Source organism: Bradyrhizobium ontarionense, assembly GCF_021088345.1.
GTDB classification, from domain to species: Bacteria; Pseudomonadota; Alphaproteobacteria; order Rhizobiales; family Xanthobacteraceae; genus Bradyrhizobium; species Bradyrhizobium ontarionense.
The window spans coordinates 3,560,496-3,577,076 of the sequence record NZ_CP088156.1; the positions used below are offsets into that span (position 1 = coordinate 3,560,496).

General features: G+C 66.4%; 16 protein-coding genes. 8 read left to right on the forward strand and 8 right to left on the reverse strand.

The genetic code is table 11. From position 1 onward, the window contains the following. Positions 1 to 70 precede the first annotated feature (70 nt). The gene (locus LQG66_RS16095) at positions 71 to 1,210 is read right to left on the reverse strand and encodes a PT domain-containing protein (RefSeq protein WP_231327180.1); all 1,140 of its coding nucleotides are present in this window, start codon (positions 1,208 to 1,210) and stop codon (positions 71 to 73) included. A 209-nt stretch (positions 1,211 to 1,419) separates the two neighbouring features. Here LQG66_RS16095 and LQG66_RS16100 point away from each other — a divergent pair, with 209 nt between their 5' ends. Genes LQG66_RS16100 through LQG66_RS16125 form a run of 6 tightly spaced genes read left to right on the forward strand, consistent with a single transcriptional unit; the run spans position 1,420 to position 7,679 of the window. Beyond that, positions 1,420 to 2,241, forward strand: a complete 822-nt coding sequence (locus LQG66_RS16100; protein WP_231327181.1) for a sugar phosphate isomerase/epimerase family protein — start codon at positions 1,420 to 1,422, stop codon at positions 2,239 to 2,241. 49 nt (positions 2,242 to 2,290) lie between these two features. Further along, a complete protein-coding gene (locus LQG66_RS16105) occupies positions 2,291 to 3,928 on the forward strand; it encodes an ABC transporter substrate-binding protein (RefSeq protein WP_231327182.1) in 1,638 nt (545 codons plus the stop codon). Positions 3,929 to 3,932: 4 nt separating this feature from the next. Then, positions 3,933 to 4,907, forward strand: a complete 975-nt coding sequence (locus LQG66_RS16110; protein ID WP_231327183.1) for an ABC transporter ATP-binding protein — start codon at positions 3,933 to 3,935, stop codon at positions 4,905 to 4,907. Next, a complete protein-coding gene (locus LQG66_RS16115; protein WP_231327184.1) occupies positions 4,904 to 5,896 on the forward strand; it encodes an ABC transporter ATP-binding protein in 993 nt (330 codons plus the stop codon). The genes LQG66_RS16110 and LQG66_RS16115 overlap by 4 nt, the downstream gene beginning before the upstream one ends. Beyond that, positions 5,896 to 6,825 carry an ABC transporter permease gene (locus LQG66_RS16120; protein WP_231327185.1) on the forward strand — a complete coding sequence of 310 codons (930 nt, stop codon included), beginning with the start codon at positions 5,896 to 5,898 and terminating at the stop codon, positions 6,823 to 6,825. Before LQG66_RS16115 ends, LQG66_RS16120 begins: the two co-directional genes overlap by 1 nt. Positions 6,826 to 6,836: 11 nt before the next feature. Next, the gene (locus LQG66_RS16125; protein ID WP_425601342.1) at positions 6,837 to 7,679 is read left to right on the forward strand and encodes an ABC transporter permease; all 843 of its coding nucleotides are present in this window, start codon (positions 6,837 to 6,839) and stop codon (positions 7,677 to 7,679) included. Positions 7,680 to 7,685: 6 nt separating this feature from the next. Here the strand turns inward: LQG66_RS16125 and LQG66_RS16130 are convergent, their stop codons facing one another. Then, positions 7,686 to 7,853, reverse strand: coding sequence for a hypothetical protein (locus tag LQG66_RS16130; protein ID WP_231327187.1), 168 nt, complete (start codon positions 7,851 to 7,853; stop codon positions 7,686 to 7,688). A gap of 353 nt (positions 7,854 to 8,206) precedes the next feature. Here LQG66_RS16130 and LQG66_RS16135 point away from each other — a divergent pair, with 353 nt between their 5' ends. Next, positions 8,207 to 8,368 carry a hypothetical protein gene (locus tag LQG66_RS16135; RefSeq protein ID WP_231327188.1) on the forward strand — a complete coding sequence of 54 codons (162 nt, stop codon included), beginning with the start codon at positions 8,207 to 8,209 and terminating at the stop codon, positions 8,366 to 8,368. Between the two features lie 93 nt (positions 8,369 to 8,461). Here the strand turns inward: LQG66_RS16135 and LQG66_RS16140 are convergent, their stop codons facing one another. From LQG66_RS16140 to LQG66_RS16165, 6 genes are all read right to left on the reverse strand, one after another. Further along, positions 8,462 to 9,949 carry an ABC transporter substrate-binding protein gene (locus LQG66_RS16140; RefSeq protein WP_231327189.1) on the reverse strand — a complete coding sequence of 496 codons (1,488 nt, stop codon included), beginning with the start codon at positions 9,947 to 9,949 and terminating at the stop codon, positions 8,462 to 8,464. 34 nt (positions 9,950 to 9,983) lie between these two features. Beyond that, positions 9,984 to 11,030, reverse strand: coding sequence for an ABC transporter ATP-binding protein (locus LQG66_RS16145; protein ID WP_231327190.1), 1,047 nt, complete (start codon positions 11,028 to 11,030; stop codon positions 9,984 to 9,986). 2 nt (positions 11,031 to 11,032) lie between these two features. Continuing rightward, positions 11,033 to 12,043 (reverse strand): ABC transporter ATP-binding protein, encoded by a 1,011-nt coding sequence (locus LQG66_RS16150; RefSeq protein WP_231327191.1) that lies wholly within the window; start codon positions 12,041 to 12,043, stop codon positions 11,033 to 11,035. Further along, positions 12,040 to 12,897 carry an ABC transporter permease gene (locus tag LQG66_RS16155; RefSeq protein WP_231327811.1) on the reverse strand — a complete coding sequence of 286 codons (858 nt, stop codon included), beginning with the start codon at positions 12,895 to 12,897 and terminating at the stop codon, positions 12,040 to 12,042. The genes LQG66_RS16150 and LQG66_RS16155 overlap by 4 nt, the downstream gene beginning before the upstream one ends. Before the next feature lie 23 nt (positions 12,898 to 12,920). Then, a complete protein-coding gene (locus LQG66_RS16160; protein WP_231327192.1) occupies positions 12,921 to 13,871 on the reverse strand; it encodes an ABC transporter permease in 951 nt (316 codons plus the stop codon). A gap of 171 nt (positions 13,872 to 14,042) precedes the next feature. Continuing rightward, positions 14,043 to 15,566, reverse strand: a complete 1,524-nt coding sequence (locus tag LQG66_RS16165; protein ID WP_231327193.1) for an amidase — start codon at positions 15,564 to 15,566, stop codon at positions 14,043 to 14,045. Positions 15,567 to 15,686: 120 nt separating this feature from the next. Here LQG66_RS16165 and LQG66_RS16170 point away from each other — a divergent pair, with 120 nt between their 5' ends. After that, positions 15,687 to 16,574 (forward strand): LysR substrate-binding domain-containing protein, encoded by an 888-nt coding sequence (locus LQG66_RS16170; protein ID WP_231327812.1) that lies wholly within the window; start codon positions 15,687 to 15,689, stop codon positions 16,572 to 16,574. The last annotated feature ends 7 nt before the right edge of the window (positions 16,575 to 16,581 follow it).

Consider the following 16,581-nt stretch of genomic DNA (forward strand, 5'->3'; position numbering starts at 1 on the left):
CAGCGCAAATCATCGTCCGTCCGCATCAAAGGGCGCCCATGTAGAGGGTGCCCACACGGGCGCAGGCGACCTATTTCCCGATCGACGTGTAGGCCGCCTTGCGGAAGTTGGCATTGGCCTCTTCGTGCGTCTGCAGTTGCTGGCCGCCGCCACTGCCAACCGGCCTGGTCGGCGTGACCACCGAGAACAGGACGAAGCCGCCGGCCTTGCGCGGGAAGATGAAGTACTCGGCGATATCAGACTTCTCGCTGTCCTCGCAGGAGGACATGCCGCGGAACACGACCGCGCTGTCGACCAGCTCGCTGTTGCGCGCCGAGATGAACTTGCCTTTGCAGTCGCGGGCGTCGTTGCCGACGATGGTGGCCGTGACTTCGAGCCCATCGACATTGCGCTCGGGCGGCACGATCCGGACGAACCCGGTGGCGTTGTCGGCCTTCCAGGCCACCCCTCCCGATGTCAGCCACACCGGCTTCTCGCCGCCGCCCAGAATCGACGGATGCGCCAACGCCGCCTTCAGGATGAAGTTGGAGGCGATCTGCATCGCTTCGAGCTGCAGTTCGGGTGAGTCGCCCTGCGGCCGTGACGGCTGGACGCTGGCCGTCGCGGTCGGCGGCGGCGTCGGGCGCTGCGCCGGGGCAGCGCTGGGCTGGACCGTGAAATTGGTTGCCGCAGCCAGTCCGCCGGCGTTGATCAACCGTACGCAATTGGCCAGTGACGGCAGCAGCACGGCGGTGCCGTTCAGCTTGAACTGGAACAGATTGCCCTGCGCAAAGGCCGACATCGTCCGCGCGGCGCGGAACGCCTTGATCAGGCTGGAATCGTTCGGCATCGGCACGGCGACCATGTTGGCCGTCCAGACCGCGCCCTCGGCATTGTACGTGGACTTGCCGTCGAAGCTCAGCACGATCGGAAACTTCTGCCCCGGCGAAAGCGACCAGCCCGGATGGATGAAGGCAAGAGCCCAACTATATGTCGGCGTTGCAAGGACGCCGAACGTGATGCCGCTCTGGTAGCTCGCGCTCGCGATGCAGCTCGTGAACTGGCCGGTCTTGTCGTCGGTGTAGGCACCACCCGACCATCCGGCCGCGGAGATCGCACCAAAAGGCCCCTTCGCGTGCGCCGGCACAGTCAATAGAGGCACGCTCAACGAAGACACCGTAAGCGCGAGCATCGAAAGCACCGTCGTAAGGATCGCACGCCGTACCGTCATCCCACTTCCCCTTTTTCGCCGCATTGTTGCTACTCCCGCGGCTACGTCAAGTAGCAGCAATGAACGATCAGCTACCCCAGGGATGCAACAGGTTGCGGGTCCGGCACCCGTTATTCCCAATATGTCGTAGGCGCCGTCCACAGCCCTTCATGGCGGCGTCATCGAACTCCGCTAGCGCTCACGAGGTCTGAAAGCGAAGGGATCTCGCCATGTCCGCCACGCTGCCCGTCCTGGGCGCCGCCCTCTCCGTCAAATCCATTCCGGCCCACACCGACTGGCTGCTCGAGCGCCAGCGTGATCTGGAGATCCAGGACTTCTTCCGCGCCGACCTTCTCGACAGCGACTGGCGCAGCACCGCCAAGGAGATCAAGTCGATGCTGTCAGGTCATACCGGGCGGCTCGGCATTCATGGTCCGTTCTGGGGCTTCAAGATCGACAGCCACGATCCGATGATCCGCCGCGCCGTGACCAAGCGACTGCTGCAGGGGCTGGAAGTCGCGGAGTTTCTCGGCGCCACGCAGATGGTGATCCACTCGCCCTACACGACCTGGGACTACAACAACATCGACATGCTGCCGGACAACCGCGAGGCGCTCACCGAGCGCGTCCGGGCGACGCTGGCCGACGTCATCGCCTCCGCCGAGCAGGCGAACTGCGAGATCGTGATCGAGAACATCGAGGACAAGGATCCGCAGGACCGCGTCGCACTGGCGAAGGCGTTGGGCAGCAGCAAAATGCGGGTCTCGCTGGATACCGGCCATGCCAACTACGCGCATTATTCCACCGGCGCGCCGCCGGTCGACTACTATGTCGACGCCGCCGGCGACATGCTGACCCACGTCCATCTCCAGGACACCGACGGCTACGCCGACCGCCACTGGGCGCCCGGCGAAGGCAACATCCGCTGGGTCGCTGTGTTCCGCGCTCTCGCGAGGCTGACCTCCAATCCGCGCTTGATCCTCGAACTGCGCAACCACGACCATGTCAAGGCTGGCGCCGCGTATCTCGCTGCGCTTGGCCTCGCCGAATAGACACGTCCTTTTCCTTTTCGCAAAGTCGACAACCTCAAGAGAGATTGCCATGACCAAGCTCACCCGCCGCGGCCTGCTCGGCGCCGGCGCCGCGATCGGCGGCAGCTTCATGCTGCCGCGCGTGTCGCTTGCGCAAGCCGACAATCGTCCCTCGGTCACGATCGCCGTGCAGAAGATCACCAACTCCAACGTGCTCGACGTGCTGCGCGAGCAGTCCAATGTCGGCGAGCGCGTGTTCTACTCGTCGCTGTGGGAAAGCCTGATCTCCAAGAACTTCCGCGGCAACCTCGAGGCCGTCCCCGGCCTCGCCACCGAGTGGAAGCGCATCGACGACCAGACCGTCGAGCTGAAGCTGCGCCAGGGCGTCAAGTTCCACAATGGCGACGAGATGACGTCGGAAGACGTCGTATTCTCGTTCAGCCGTGAGCGCATGTTCGGCGACAGCGAGGCCAAGAGCCGTTCCACCATCAAGGCATTCGAGAAGATCCCGACGCCGCGCCCGGGCAAGGAGCTGCCGCCGGACGTGATCGGCGTTGCGCGCCGGATGTGGCCGGATCTCGTCCGCGTCGATGCGGTCGACAAATACACCGTGCGCTTCGTCAACGCGACGCCCGACGTCACCATCGAAGGCCGCCTGATGCGCTACGGCTCCGACATCATGAGCCGGCGCGGCTGGGAGGAAGCTGCGAGCTATCTCGACTGGGCGCGCAAGCCGATCACGACCGGTCCCTACAAGATCGTCGAGTTCAGGCCCGACGTGTCGCTGACCCTCGAAGCCCACGACGAATATTGGGGCGGCCGCCCGCCGCTGAAGCGGATTCGCTTCCTCGAGGTGCCGGAGGTCGCGAGCCGCATCAATGGTCTCCTCTCCGGCGAATATCAGTTCGCCTGCGACATTCCGCCGGACCAGATCGCCGGCATCGAGAAGAACGCGGCGTTCGAGGTGCAGGGCGGCACCATTCTCAATCATCGCCTGACCGTGTTCGACAAGAACCATCCGCAGCTCGCCAATCCGCTGGTGCGGCGCGCCTTCACCCATGCGATCGATCGCCAGGCCATCGTCGACAGCCTGTGGGCCGGCCGCACCCGCGTGCCGAAGGGGCTGCAGTGGGAGTTCTACGGCGACATGTTCATCGCCGACTGGAGCGTGCCGGCTTACGATCCGAAGCTGGCGCAGGACCTGCTCAAGCAGGCCGGCTACAAGGGCGACCCGATTCCTTATCGTCTGCTCAACAACTACTACACCAACCAGGTCGCGACATCGCAGGTGCTGGTCGAGATGTGGCAGGCGGTCGGCCTGAACGTGCAGATCGAGACCAAGGAGAACTGGTCGCAGATCCTGGAGCGCGGTGCCAGCCGCGCGGTGCGCGACTGGTCCAACTCGGCCGCGTTCAACGATCCGGTGTCGTCGCTCGTCGCCCAGCATGGCCCGAACGGCCAGCAGCAGCAGGTCGGCGAATGGAGCAATGACGAGCTGAACCGGCTGTCGGAGTTCCTGGAGACCTCGACCGATCGTGACGCGCGCAAGAAGGCGTTCCGCCGCATGCTGGAGATCGCCGAGCGCGAGGACCCCGCCTACACGGTGCTGCACCAGAACGCGACGTTCACGGCCAAGCCGAAGTCGATCAAGTGGAAGGCGTCGCCGGCGTTCGCGATGGATTTCCGCACCGGCAATTACGGAGTCTGACGCCGTGGCGCCGCTGGTCAGCATCTCCGGCCTGAAGGTCGCCTTCGACGGCACGTCCGTGCTGCACGGCATCGATCTCGACATCGACAAGGGCGAGGCCATCGGCCTCGTCGGCGAGTCCGGATCCGGCAAGTCGGTGACCTGGCTCGCGGCGCTCGGCCTGTTACCTGGCAGGGCGAAAGTTTCAGGCTCCGTGCAGCTCGAAGGCCGCGAGCTGCTCGGTGCCGATGGTAAGGTGCTCGACCAGGTGCGCGGCCGCCGCATCGCGATGATCTTCCAGGATCCGGCGAGCGCGCTCAATCCGGTGCTCACCATCCGCCGCCAGCTCTGCGAAAGCCTCAGCCTGCATCGCGGACTGCGCGGTGAGGCGGCGCGCACCGAGGCGCTCAGGCTGCTCGATCTCGTCGGCATTCCCGATGCGGCGCGCCGGCTGTCCGCCTATCCGCACGAGTTCTCCGGCGGCCAGGTCCAGCGCATCATGATCGCGATGGCGCTGGCCGGCCAGCCCGACCTGCTGATCGCCGACGAGCCGACCACGGCGCTCGACGCCACCATTCAGGCGCAGATCCTCGATCTGCTGTCGGCCATCCGGCGCGAGTTCAACATGGCGATGGTGCTGATCAGTCATGACCTTGGCGTGGTCGCGGAGAATTGCGACCGCGTCTGCGTGATGTATGCCGGCCGCATCGTCGAGCGCGCCCCGGCCGCGCGCCTGTTCGATGATCCCTGGCACCCTTACGCGCAGGGCCTGATCGGCGCGCTGCCGCCGCTCGATGGCATCAGGCGGCGGCTGCAGGCCATTCCGGGCACGGTGCCGGATCCGCGCGCACTGCCGAGCGGCTGTGCGTTCGCGCCACGCTGCAACTTTGCCGGCGAAGTATGCCATGCGGGCGTGCCGCCGCTTGCGCCGTGCGCAGACGACCGCGCCGTCGCCTGCCTGCGGCCGCAGCGGCTGCCGGTGGAGCTCGCCGCCGAATGAGCGATCCGCTCGTCGACATCCAGGGGATCTCGCGCACCTATCGGATGCGGTCCGGCCTGTTCGGGCGTCCGACAGCCGTCCAGGCCGTGGACGGCGTGAGCTTATCGATCACGAAGGGCGAGACGCTCGGCATCGTCGGCGAGTCCGGCTCCGGCAAATCCACGACCGGCCGCATGGTGCTCGGGCTCGAGCCACCGGATCAGGGCAGCGTGCGCTTCGATGGCGCGCCGATCGCAGCACCGGGCTCGGCGGCTTGGCGGGCGCAACGCGCGCGCATGCAGATGATCTTCCAGGATCCGCTCGGCGCACTCGACCGCAGGCTCCCCGTCGCCGATCAGATCCGCGAACCGCTCGACATCCACAACATCGGCACGAAGTCAGAGCGCGACGCGCGCGTGCACGAGCTGCTGCAATCAGTCGATCTCAACGACGGCCACGGCCGGCGCTATCCAGGTGCGCTGTCCGGCGGCCAGCGCCAGCGCATCGTGCTGGCGCGCGCGCTGGCGACGAAGCCCGACTTCCTCGTCTGCGACGAGCCGGTCAGTGCGCTCGACGTCTCGATCCAGGCGCAGGTGGTCAACCTGCTGGTCGATCTCCAGGCGCAGCTCGGGCTGACCATGCTGTTCATCAGCCATGACCTGCGCGTCGTCAGGCAGATCAGCAGCAGGGTCGCGGTGATGTATCTCGGCCGCATCGTCGAACATGGCGACGCCGACGATCTGTTCGCGCGGCCGCAGCATCCTTACACGCAAGCGCTGGTGTCGGCATCACCGGCGCCGGGCCGCCGCAGCACCGGCCGCATCGTGCTGACTGGTGATCCGCCGAACCCCGCCGCGCGTCCGTCGGGCTGCGCCTTCCACCCGCGCTGCCGCCTTGCGACCGCGCGCTGCGCCGTCGAGGTGCCCGCGCTCACTGCGCTCGACGATCGGCGCCAGGTGGCCTGTCATCTCGTGACAGGCCCGCAATCGCAGACCCGGGATGCCGCGTGATGCTGCGCTATTTCGCGATCCGCTTCGCGCGCGCGCTGCTGACGATCGCGCTCGTCGTCACCTTCGCCTTCATCGTGCTCCGGTTGTCCGGCGATCCCGCGCTGATGATCATGGGACCGGAGGCGCCGCCCGAGGTCATCGCCGCGTTCCGCAAGGCCTGGGGCCTAGATCATCCGATCTGGATGCAATATCTCGACTACTTCAAGGCGATCGGCCAGGGTGAGTTGGGACGATCGATGCGTGACGGCCGGCCCGCGATCCAGCTCGTCATCGAGCGCATCCCGGCGACCTTGGCGCTGACGATTCCGGCATTCCTGGTCAAGGTCCTGCTCGGCATCCCCGCCGGCATCTATGCCGCGCTGCATCGGGGATCGGCGATCGACCGCGCGGTGATGATCACGGCGGTCGCAGGCTTCACGGTGCCGAGCTTCGTGCTGGCGCTGATCCTGGTGCTGATCTTTGCTGTCCAGCTCGGCTGGCTGCCCTCGGGTGGACAGGATTCCTGGCGCCACGCCATCCTGCCGATCGTGACGCTCGGCTTCGGCGGCGCCGCCGTGCTCGCCCGCTTCACGCGCAGCGCCATGCTTGAGATCCTCGGCCAGCCCTACATCCGCACCGCGTCGGCCAAGGGCGTGCCCTGGCGCAGGGTCATCACCGACCACGCGCTGCCGAATGCGGCGATTCCGACGGTCACCATTCTCGGCTTCATGGTCGGCAGCCTGATCGCGGGCGCCGTCGTGGTCGAGAGCGTGTTCTCCTGGCCCGGTGTGGGGCGATTGCTCGTCGTCGCCGTCGCCAACCGCGACCTTGCCGTCGTGCAGTGCATCCTGCTGCTGGTCGCGCTGACGATGGTCACGTCCAACCTGATCGTCGATTTCCTCTACGGCCTGCTCGATCCACGGCTGCGCAGCAAGGGAGCCGAGGCATGACCGACATCGCAATGAAGGCGCCGGCGGCGCGGCGGCTGCGCTGGCCGAACGTTCCCGTCTCTGTCACGATTGCCGTGTGTTGGATCCTGGCGATGCTGGTGCTGGCCATGTTCGCCGATCAGGTCGCTCCCTACGGCTTCACCAAGTTCGACCTGCGCAACCGCCTGGCCCTGCCGGGCAATGCCGCGCATTGGCTCGGCACCGACGAGCTCGGCCGCGACGTGCTGTCCCGATTGATCGTCTCGATCCGGATCTCGCTCCTGATCGCGTTCGGTGCCACCGCGATCTCCGCGATCGCCGGCACCACACTGGGCTTTCTCGCCGCGCATTTCCGCGGCCTGGTCGAACAATTCGTGCTGATGCTCGCCGACTTCCAAGCCAGCATGCCGTTCCTGATCCTGGCGCTGGCGGTGCTCGCCTTCTTCGGCAACTCGCTGCCGCTGCTGATCGGACTGATGGGCCTGTTCGGCTGGGAGCGCTATGCCCGCATCGCGCGCGGGCTTGCGATCTCGGCCAACGCGCAAGGCTACGCCGCGGCCGTCCGCCAGCTCGGTGCGACGCCGCAGCGGGTCTATCTCAGGCACATCCTGCCGAACATCGCCTCGACCTTGATCGTGTCGATGACGCTGGTGTTCCCGGAAGTGATCCTGCTGGAGTCCGGGCTGTCCTTCCTCGGCCTCGGCGTGCAGCCGCCGATGACCAGCCTCGGCAACATGGTCGGCTATGGCCGCGAATATCTGACGCGCGCGCCCTGGATCATGCTGGCCCCCGCGGCCACGATCGTGCTGACCACGCTTGCCGTGTCCATGATCGGCGACTGGCTGCGCGACAGGCTCGATCCGACGCTGCAATAGGCCTGCTCAGCGGCGGGCGTCGTGACCTGCCACGGCGGCCTGCTCGCAGGTGATCACGGCGTGGCCCGCCCGCTCATGCGCCAACGCCGTCCATTTCGACGCCTCCTGCAACCACAGGTCGCGGCGAGCCGGATCGCGCTCGGCCTCCTCGCGACAGCTCGATGCCGCGGCCAAACATGCCGATTTCCTGTCCATAAGCCATCGTCCGACACGTCAACGTCGATGGCACCAACATATGATAATGCGACTTGAGGTTGTTATCACGTTCGCACGATTCGCCGACTGCGACGCTTCCGCATGACGCGCCGACGATGCCGCGGGTTCCACCCGGCCCGCAGCCCCAAGTTCCCGGCCAATCGCAAAATTCGCCTGCCGCAATCCGGGACACAGATGGAACTTTTTTATGGCAATGGAACTTAACCCATGTCGCTGCCGCACGGCAGCGACACATGCAAACTCATTGGGGACCCAAGGTTGTGTTGCGGGGAGCATCAATGCGATTTGAGAATTCGACCGATGAAAGTCTGATGGCCTACTACGAAAGCGTCAGGAAGCAGGTTGCGGCCGACAGCCGGATTGGTGGTCCCTATCGGCTGGTGGGGGATCGGGCCAAGCAATATGCCCAGGAGCTTCAGGCTGAGATGCGCCGGCGGCAAATGCGGTTCACGCCGATCGAATGGCCGAACTGATCCGGCCCCTCAAAGATGAAGGGATGCGCGGCATCGCACGCATCCCTTCATCTCCTTCATATTCAAGTCCTTCAAATCACCAACCGACGGCGATCATTCCCACGACCAGTTCGAGAAATCGTTCTCGAACTGCGGCACGTCCTTCCAGACGCCCTTCAGCTTCTTGTTGATGATCGTGATCCACTGCGGCTGGAACAGGAATCCCGCCGCAGCGTCGGTCGCCAGCATGCGCTGGGCATCGCCGAGCAGCTTGGCGCGGTCCGCCTCGCCGGGCGCATCGACGATCGACTGGTACAGCTTGTTGAAGGCCTCGGAATGATAGCCGAAATAGTAGTTGCTGTCGGTGAATTTCACCAGATCGAACGGCTCGACGTGCGAGACGATGGTCAGGTCGAAATCGTGCGGGCCGTTGAAGACTTGCGAGAGCCACGCCGCCCATTCGAGGTTCTCGATCTTGGCGACGATGCCGGCCTTGGCAAGCTGGGCCGCGAGCACCTCGCCGCCCTGGCGCGCATAGGCCGGCGGCGGCAGCCGCAGGCTGAGCTGCAGCGGCGTGGTGACACCGGCCTCGGCGAGAAGCTTCTTGGCCTTCTCAGGGTCGTAGGGGTTGATGTCGGTGGTATCGACATAGCCGAGCGAGCCCGGCACGTAGAAGCTGCCGATCGGCGTTCCCAAGCCTTCGACGGCGCCTTCGATCATGGCCTTGCGGTCGATCGCCGCCAGGATGGCGCGGCGGACGCGGACGTCGTCGAGCGGCTTCTTCTTGTTGTTGATGGTGACGATGGTCTTGGCCTTCGAGCCGCCGATCAGCACGGTGAAGCGCGGATCGGACTTGAACTGCGCCAAGCTGCGCGCCGACGTGCCGCGCGGGAAAGCCTCGACGTCGCCCGACAACAGCGCGGCGACCTGCGCGGCCGGATCGGAGATGAAGCGGATCGTCACCTTCGACAGCTTGACCGCGGCCGCGTTGCGATAATCGGGCCATTTGTTCAAGGTCAGCGACGAGCCCTTGGCCCATGCGCCCAGCGTGTACGGCCCGGTGCCGACCGGCTGCGTCACGTTGGTCGGCGCGCTCTTCGGCTCCACGATCGACGCGGAGGCCTGCCCGAGCAGGAACGGCAGGTTCGGCTCCGAATACTTCATGGTCACCACGACCGTGTCCGGATCCGGCGCCGCGACCTGCTCCATCGCCTGGAACACCGCCTTGTCCTTGTTGGTGCTGTTGGCGGCACCGGCGCGTTCGAAGGTGAACTTCACCGTCGAGGAATCGAACGCCTCGCCATTCTGGAATTTCACACCCTTGAGGAGCTTGAACGTGTAGCTCTTCAGGTCGGGCGAGGCCTGCCAGCTCTGCGCCAGCAGCGGCGACACCGAGCCGTCCTCGTTGATCTTGGTTAGCGTCTCGTAGACGTTGTAGAGCGTCACCTCGGCAATTGCCGCGGCAGCCGCGTTGGTCGGATCGAGACCCGGCGGCTCCAGGGTCATGCCGACGATGACGCTGTCCTTTTTCTGGGCCGCGACCGGCGACGCAACGGCCGCGACGAGCGCAGCCAAGGCAATGATGGATAGTCTTCTGAACATTGTTTGTTTCTCCCGGACTGAACCAAATTACGCGTCAAAGCTGATCGGATACAAGAGGCAGGTGTTCCGGCGCGGCCAGCGCCGGCAGCGTCATCACGTTTTCCGCCTTGTGGCAGGCCGCAGAATGTTGCCCGGTGAGCGCCCGCAAGGCCGGCGCCGTCTCGCGGCAATGCGCGTCGGCGAGCGGACAGCGCGGCGCGTAGGCGCACCCGGCCGTACCGACGGATTGCGATGCGATCGCAGCCCCCTCGCGTCGGCGTCTGACGGCGCCGGCCTGCGCCCGCGGCACCGCGTCCAACAGCGCGCGCGTGTAGGGATGGGCGCACTGGCCGAACAAATCCTCGGGCCGTCCCCGCTCCACGATGCGGCCGAGATACATCACCGCGACCTCGTCGCAGAGATAGTCGACGACCGCGAGATCATGGCTGATCAGCACATAGCTCAGGCCGAACTGCTCCTGCAGGTCCTGCATCAGGTTGAGCACCTGCGCCTGCACCGAGACGTCGAGTGCCGAGACCGGCTCGTCGGCGACGATCAGCTTCGGCTGGGTGATCAGCGCGCGCGCGATGGCGATGCGCTGGCGCTGGCCGCCGGAGAACTCATGCGGATATTTGTCGATGTCGGCGTCGCGCAACCCGACCTGGCGCAGCGCGGCCGCGACCCGCGTTCGCAGCTCGTCCCTGCCCGGCTTTTCCAATGCCGTCAGCGGCTCGGCGACGATGCGCGCGATGGTCTGGCGCGGATCGAGCGATCCGTAGGGATCCTGGAACACCATCTGGAAGTCGCGGCGGGCGCGCCGCAGCTCATCCGCTGATAGTTGATCGAGATCGCGTCCCGCCATCAGCACCGATCCCGACGACGGCCGCTCCAGTGCCATGATCAGCCGCGCCAGGGTCGACTTGCCGGAGCCGGACTCGCCGACGATGCCGAGGCTCCTGCCGGGCATCACTGTGAGCGATACGCCGTTGAGCGCGAGCACCTGTCCGGGCGGCCGCAGCAGGCTTTCGCGCGGCAGCGCATAGCGCTGCATGAGATCTTTGACCTCGAGCAGCGGCGTCTCGGCCGCGATTTGCGTCGCCATGCTCAAGCGATGACTCCCACCGGATCACGGGTGAGCGCGACATCGGTCCGGATGCAACGGACGCCGTGCCCTGCGCCGATCTCGACCGCAGGCGGCAGTGCCGCGCGGCAGGCGTCGATGACCAGCGTACAGCGATCGGCGAACGGACAGCCGGCCGGAAGATCGGCCAGCTCGGGCACGGTGCCGGCGATGGTGGCGAGCCGCGTGCCCTTGCGGGCGCCGAGGCGCGGCCGCGCCCGGAACAGGCCCTGCGTGTAGGGATGGCCCATGCGCGAGAACACGGCGTCCGTCGTGCCGCTCTCGACGACCGTCCCGCCATACATCACGATCATGCGCTGCACATTCTCGGCGATGACGCCGAGATCGTGCGAGATCAGGATCATCGCCATGCCCCGCTCGGCCACGAGATCGGCAATCAGATCGAGGATCTGGCGCTGGATCGTGACGTCGAGCGCCGTGGTCGGCTCGTCCGCGATCAGCACGTCCGGCTTGCAGGCCAGCGCCATCGCAATGGTGACGCGCTGGCGCTGGCCGCCTGAGAACTGATGCGGATAGGCATCGAAGCGCCTGACGGCGTCGGGCAGTCCGACCCGGTCCAGCAAGGCGATTGCCTGCCGCCGCGCGTCGGCCGCCGAGCAGCCGGTGTGGCGCAGCAGCGGCTCCGCCACCTGATGGCCGATCGTGTGCATCGGGTTCAGCGCCGTCATCGGCTCCTGGAAGATCATGCTGATGCGGTTGCCGCGCAGCTTGCAGTAGTCAGCATCATCAAGGCCGACCAGCTCACGGCCGTCGAGCTTGATGCTGCCGCTGACGACGGCGCTGTCCGGCAACAGTCCCATCAGGGCCAGCGCCGTGATCGACTTGCCGCAGCCGGACTCGCCGACGATGCCGAGAGTCTCGCCACGACGAAGCGTGAAGGACACCCCGCGCACGGCCTTGGCCGGGCCGCGGCTGGTGTCGAGCTGGATGCCGAGACCGGCGACATCGAGCAGAACCTGATCGCTCGCGCTCATCGCTGCCTCGCCAAACGAGGATCGAGCAGGTCGCGCAGCCCATCGCCGAGCAGATTGAGGCCGAGCACAGCCAGCGCGATCGCCGCGCCTGGATACACCGCGAGGCTCGGCGACTGGAACAGCAGCGTCTGCGCATCGTTCAGCATGCGGCCCCAGGATGGCTGCGGCGGCTGCGTGCCGAGGCCTAGATAAGAGAGCGCAGCTTCCGCCAGGATCGCCAGCGCGAACTGGATCGTGGCCTGCACGATCAGGATCGACAGCACGTTCGGCAGCACGTGCTCGACGGTGATGCGGAAGCGGCCCTTGCCGGCGGCGCGCGCGGCGAGAATGAACTCCCTCGTCCAGACCGCGCCGGCCGAGCCGCGTGTCACGCGGACGAACACCGGAATCTGGAAGATCCCGATGGCGGTGATCGAGGTCGCCATGCCCGGCCCGATCACCGCGGCCAGCATGATCGCCGACAGCACCGCCGGAAACGCGAAGGTGAAATCGCTGAAGCGCATGATCAGCTCCTCGCTCCAGCCGCGCTGTGCGGCTGCGATCAGCCCGAGGCCGACGCCGCAGGTCAGGCCGATCCCGACCGCGATGATGCCGACGAGAATGGTCGCGCGCGCGCCGACCAGCAGCAGCGAGACGATGTCGCGGCCGAGCACGTCGGTGCCGAGCCAGTGCGCCGATGACGGCGGCCGCAGCTTGGCGGCGACGTCGATCTCGTAGGCCGACCACGGCGTCCAGATCAGCGACAGCAGCGCGGCGCCGAGCACCAGCAGGCACAGCAGGCCGCCGACGACGAAGCTGCGGTGGCGCAGCGCGCGGCGCCAGAAGCCGTTGCCGGCCGGCGCCATGCTCGGCATGGCTGGGGCGATGACGGACGAACTCACAACTCGTGAACCTTGATGCGCGGATCGATCACGGCATAGAGCACGTCGACCACGAAATTGACTGTGATGACCATCGCCGCCAGCAGCATGACGCAGTTGCGCACCACGATCAGGTCGCGGTTGGCGATGGACTGGAAGATCAGCCGGCCCAGGCCCGGCAGATAGAACACGTTCTCGATCACGATGGTGCCGGCCAGCAGATTCGCGAACTGCAGCCCCATCACGGTCAGCACCGGGATCATCGCGTTGCGCAGCACATGCTGCCACAGCACCTCGCGCTTCGTCAGGCCCTTGGCCCGCGCCGTGCGCACGAAATCCTCGCGCAGCACGTCGAGCACCGCCGAGCGCGTCACCCGCGCCAGGATCGCGGCCTGCACCACCGCGAGCGCAACCGCGGGCAGCAGCAGCGATTTGAAGCCGGGCCACAGCCCCTCCTCCCAGCCGGGGAAGCCGCCCGCCGACAGCCATTGCAGCTTCACCGCGAACAGAAGAATGAGGAGAATGGCGAACCAGAAATTCGGCAGCGCGATGCCGATCTGGGTCAGCGACATCACGCCGACGTCGCCGATGCGATTGTGGTTCGCGGCGGTGTAGATACCGGCCGCGAGTGCCAGAACCGTGGTGAGCAGCATCGCCAGGATCGCGAGCGGAATGGTCATCGCCAGCCGCTCGCGGATCAGCTCGGCCACCGGCGTCCCATAGGCGTAGCTGTTGCCGAGATCACCGACCAGGAGGCCGCCAAGCCAATGCAGATAGCGGTAACCGAGTGGCTGATCCAGCCCGAGCTTGACCGTGAGCGCCCGCACCGCATCCGGCGAGGCATCGGCGCCCATCAGCATCTGCGCGGCGTTGCCCGGCAAGGCGTCGAGCACCAGGAAGATGATCAACGACGCGCCGACCAGGGTCGCCAGCAAGGTCACGCAACGCCGCAGCAGAAAGACGCTCATCCTAGTGCTCCGATTCCGGAGTTCGCATCATATTGCCGCACCTCCATGGACGAACTTCGGAATCGAAAAGCACGCGCAGACGATTGATTCTCGTGCGGCGTTGAAACCTGAAGTGCTGATGCAGAAGGCCGAACAAATGACCAGAACTTCAAATCCGCCGCACGAAGGGTCTCAGCTCTCACACGTCCCACCGCACGATCCAACATGTCCGGTTGCCCGATGCAAGCCCTCTGCCAAGCCCCCTGACAAGCCCCCTGACGTGGCGCCTGCCTCTCGACCCGGCCAGCGGGCAAGCAGGTCGTGCGATGCCTCGAACAGCGCGCTTGCGCGCAAGAGCTCGGCGTCCGCGCGGAAACGGCCCACGAGCTGAAGTCCGATCGGAAGGCCGTCACGGCCAAATCCGCAAGGCAGGCTGATGGCCGGATGGCCGGTCATGTTGAACGGCATCGTCCAGGGAAACCAGTGTGGCCGGACATTGTCGAAGCTGCGTCCGTCGATCTCGATGGTCCCGAACAGGTCCTGGTCGATCGGCAGCGCCGTCCGGGTCAGGGTCGGCATCGCCAGCAGGTTGCCCCGGGCAAGAAGCGCCTGCACGCGGCGGAACAGCGACGTGCGCTCGAACATCGCCTGCTGGTAGTCCACGCCGCTGACATCAGCCGCCAGCGCGAGCTGCTTGAGGAACGCCTCGCTCAGGACGTTCCCGTGCTCGGACGCCAGCTTCTCGAAGCGGGCCTTCCAGACGGTGTGGTTGATGGCCCGCCACGTCGGCTCGATGTCGAAATCCGCGCCGGAAAACTCCTCGAGCTCCGCACCGAGACCCGCCAGCCGATCCAGTGCGGCCTTGAAGGCCTCGGCGACATCGGCCGCGACCGGTCGCCCCGGCGGCGACAGGCAGAACAGCACCTTCTGTCCGCGCAGATCGCCGCGCGGCGCGGCGGCGGCCGGGAAATCCGGCACGGGAATACCAATCGACCAGGGATCGGAAGCGTCCTCACCCGCCATCGCCTGCATCATCAGGGCGGTATCGGCAACCGTCCGCGTGGTCGGCGTCAAATAGGTCTGGTTGCCGAAGACATCCTGCGCCTGGCTGTGCGCGATGACGCCGTTGCTCTGCTTCAGTCCGACGACACCGTTGCAAGCCGCAGGAATGCGCGTCGACCCGCCGCCATCGGTCGCAACTGCGAGCGGCGCGATGCCGCTTGCCACCGCGACGGCCGCGCCGCCGCTCGAGCCGCCGCTGGAACGCCGCGCGTCCCATGCGTTGCGGGTCCGGCCGAACAGTGGCGAGTCGGTCAGGCACTTGCTGCCGAACTCCGGTGTCGTGGTCTTGCCGATCAGGATCGCACCTTGTGCACTCAGCCGGGCGACCGCTACGGCGTCCTGATCGGGGACATTGTCCGCATAGGGCACCGCGCCGAAGGTGGTGCGGACGCCCTTGGTGTTGACGATATCCTTCACCGTGAACGGGATACCTTCCAACGACCGACCCGGCTCGCCGCTCATGATCCGCCGCTCGGCGTCCTTCGCCTGCGCCAGGGCGCGGTCCGCGCAGATCGTGATGAAGCAGTTGAGATCGGGCTGCAGCCGCTCCGCCCGTGCAAGGACGGCGGCGACGATCTCGACCGGCGAAATCCGTTTGCGAGCGATCAAGTCGCGCAGGTCGGCTGCGGAGTGAAGGCAGAGGTCATCACTCATCGTCAGGTCATTCTCTCCGGCGCCGCCGCGTTGCGGCGCATTGACAGCGAGAATGACACTCATATTAAGCTGCCGTCCAATACGAACGATAGCGCCAACCCATACGTTTTCGGTATGCCAATGGATCTTCGTCGGCTTCGTTATTTCGTCGCCGTGGCTGAAGCGCGCAGCGTCGGCAAAGCCGCAGAGCGGCTGCGGATGGCCCAACCGCCGCTTTCCGTCCAAATTCGGAAGCTGGAGTCCGAAATCGGCACCGCTCTGTTCCGCCGAGATGCCCGCGGCATGGATCTGACCGAGGCCGGCCAGGCCCTGCTTTCGCGCGCGAGCGCTGCACTGGCCCTTGCCGAGGAGGGCGCCGAATCCGCGCGTGCCGTGGCGGCCGGACGGCGCGGACGGCTCGCCGTCGGCTACATGTTCGTGCTGGCCAATGCGGTTCTGCCCAGGCTGGTGCCGGAGTTGCGGCGGTCACTGCCGGAAGTGGATCTCGAATTCGTCGAGTTGAGCGCGTCGACGCGCGAGGCCCGGCTGCTCGATCGCACCGTGACGGCCGCCCTGTGCATGCCCGCAATCCGCCATCCGGAGATTCAGGCGGTGCAGATCGGGTCGCAGCCTCTCAGGCTTGCATTGCCGGCCCGATCCTCCCTCGCCCGCCTGACCGCCGTGCCGGTGAGCAGGTTGGAGGGACGCCCCCTCGTCAGCCTGCCGAGACCGGACGAAGAGCCCGCCTCGTCGGCGGTGGCGGCCCTGCTTCGACGGCACGGGGTTGTCATGCCGATCAGCAGCCGGGTCGAGACGGTGCATTCGGCCATGAGCCTCGTCCTCGCCGGCGAAGGTCTCGCCATTCTTCCGGCCTGCGCGGCGCTCGGCGCGCCGCGCGGCATCGTCTTCAGACCTTTCCTGGACGCGACCGATGCGATCGAAATCGCGGTGTGCTGGCGGCGGGATTTCGAGAGCCCGCTGATTCGAGATTTCCTCAAATGCGCCGGGAAGGCGGTGGCGCGGCTGTGATGCGATG

Excerpts from the sequence above, each read along its gene's own strand:
- LQG66_RS16095 (WP_231327180.1), bottom strand. The coding sequence starts at position 1,210 with ATGACGGTACGGCGTGCGATCCTTACGACGGTGCTTTCGATGCTCGCG.
- LQG66_RS16100 (WP_231327181.1), top strand. The coding sequence starts at position 1,420 with ATGTCCGCCACGCTGCCCGTCCTGGGCGCCGCCCTCTCCGTCAAATCC.
- LQG66_RS16105 (WP_231327182.1), top strand. The coding sequence starts at position 2,291 with ATGACCAAGCTCACCCGCCGCGGCCTGCTCGGCGCCGGCGCCGCGATC.
- LQG66_RS16115 (WP_231327184.1), top strand. The coding sequence starts at position 4,904 with ATGAGCGATCCGCTCGTCGACATCCAGGGGATCTCGCGCACCTATCGG.
- LQG66_RS16120 (WP_231327185.1), top strand. The coding sequence starts at position 5,896 with ATGCTGCGCTATTTCGCGATCCGCTTCGCGCGCGCGCTGCTGACGATC.
- LQG66_RS16125 (WP_425601342.1), top strand. The coding sequence starts at position 6,837 with ATGAAGGCGCCGGCGGCGCGGCGGCTGCGCTGGCCGAACGTTCCCGTC.
- LQG66_RS16135 (WP_231327188.1), top strand. The coding sequence starts at position 8,207 with ATGGCCTACTACGAAAGCGTCAGGAAGCAGGTTGCGGCCGACAGCCGG.
- LQG66_RS16140 (WP_231327189.1), bottom strand. The coding sequence starts at position 9,949 with ATGTTCAGAAGACTATCCATCATTGCCTTGGCTGCGCTCGTCGCGGCC.
- LQG66_RS16145 (WP_231327190.1), bottom strand. The coding sequence starts at position 11,030 with ATGGCGACGCAAATCGCGGCCGAGACGCCGCTGCTCGAGGTCAAAGAT.
- LQG66_RS16150 (WP_231327191.1), bottom strand. The coding sequence starts at position 12,043 with ATGAGCGCGAGCGATCAGGTTCTGCTCGATGTCGCCGGTCTCGGCATC.
- LQG66_RS16155 (WP_231327811.1), bottom strand. The coding sequence starts at position 12,897 with ATGCCGAGCATGGCGCCGGCCGGCAACGGCTTCTGGCGCCGCGCGCTG.
- LQG66_RS16160 (WP_231327192.1), bottom strand. The coding sequence starts at position 13,871 with ATGAGCGTCTTTCTGCTGCGGCGTTGCGTGACCTTGCTGGCGACCCTG.
- LQG66_RS16165 (WP_231327193.1), bottom strand. The coding sequence starts at position 15,566 with ATGAGTGATGACCTCTGCCTTCACTCCGCAGCCGACCTGCGCGACTTG.
- LQG66_RS16170 (WP_231327812.1), top strand. The coding sequence starts at position 15,687 with ATGGATCTTCGTCGGCTTCGTTATTTCGTCGCCGTGGCTGAAGCGCGC.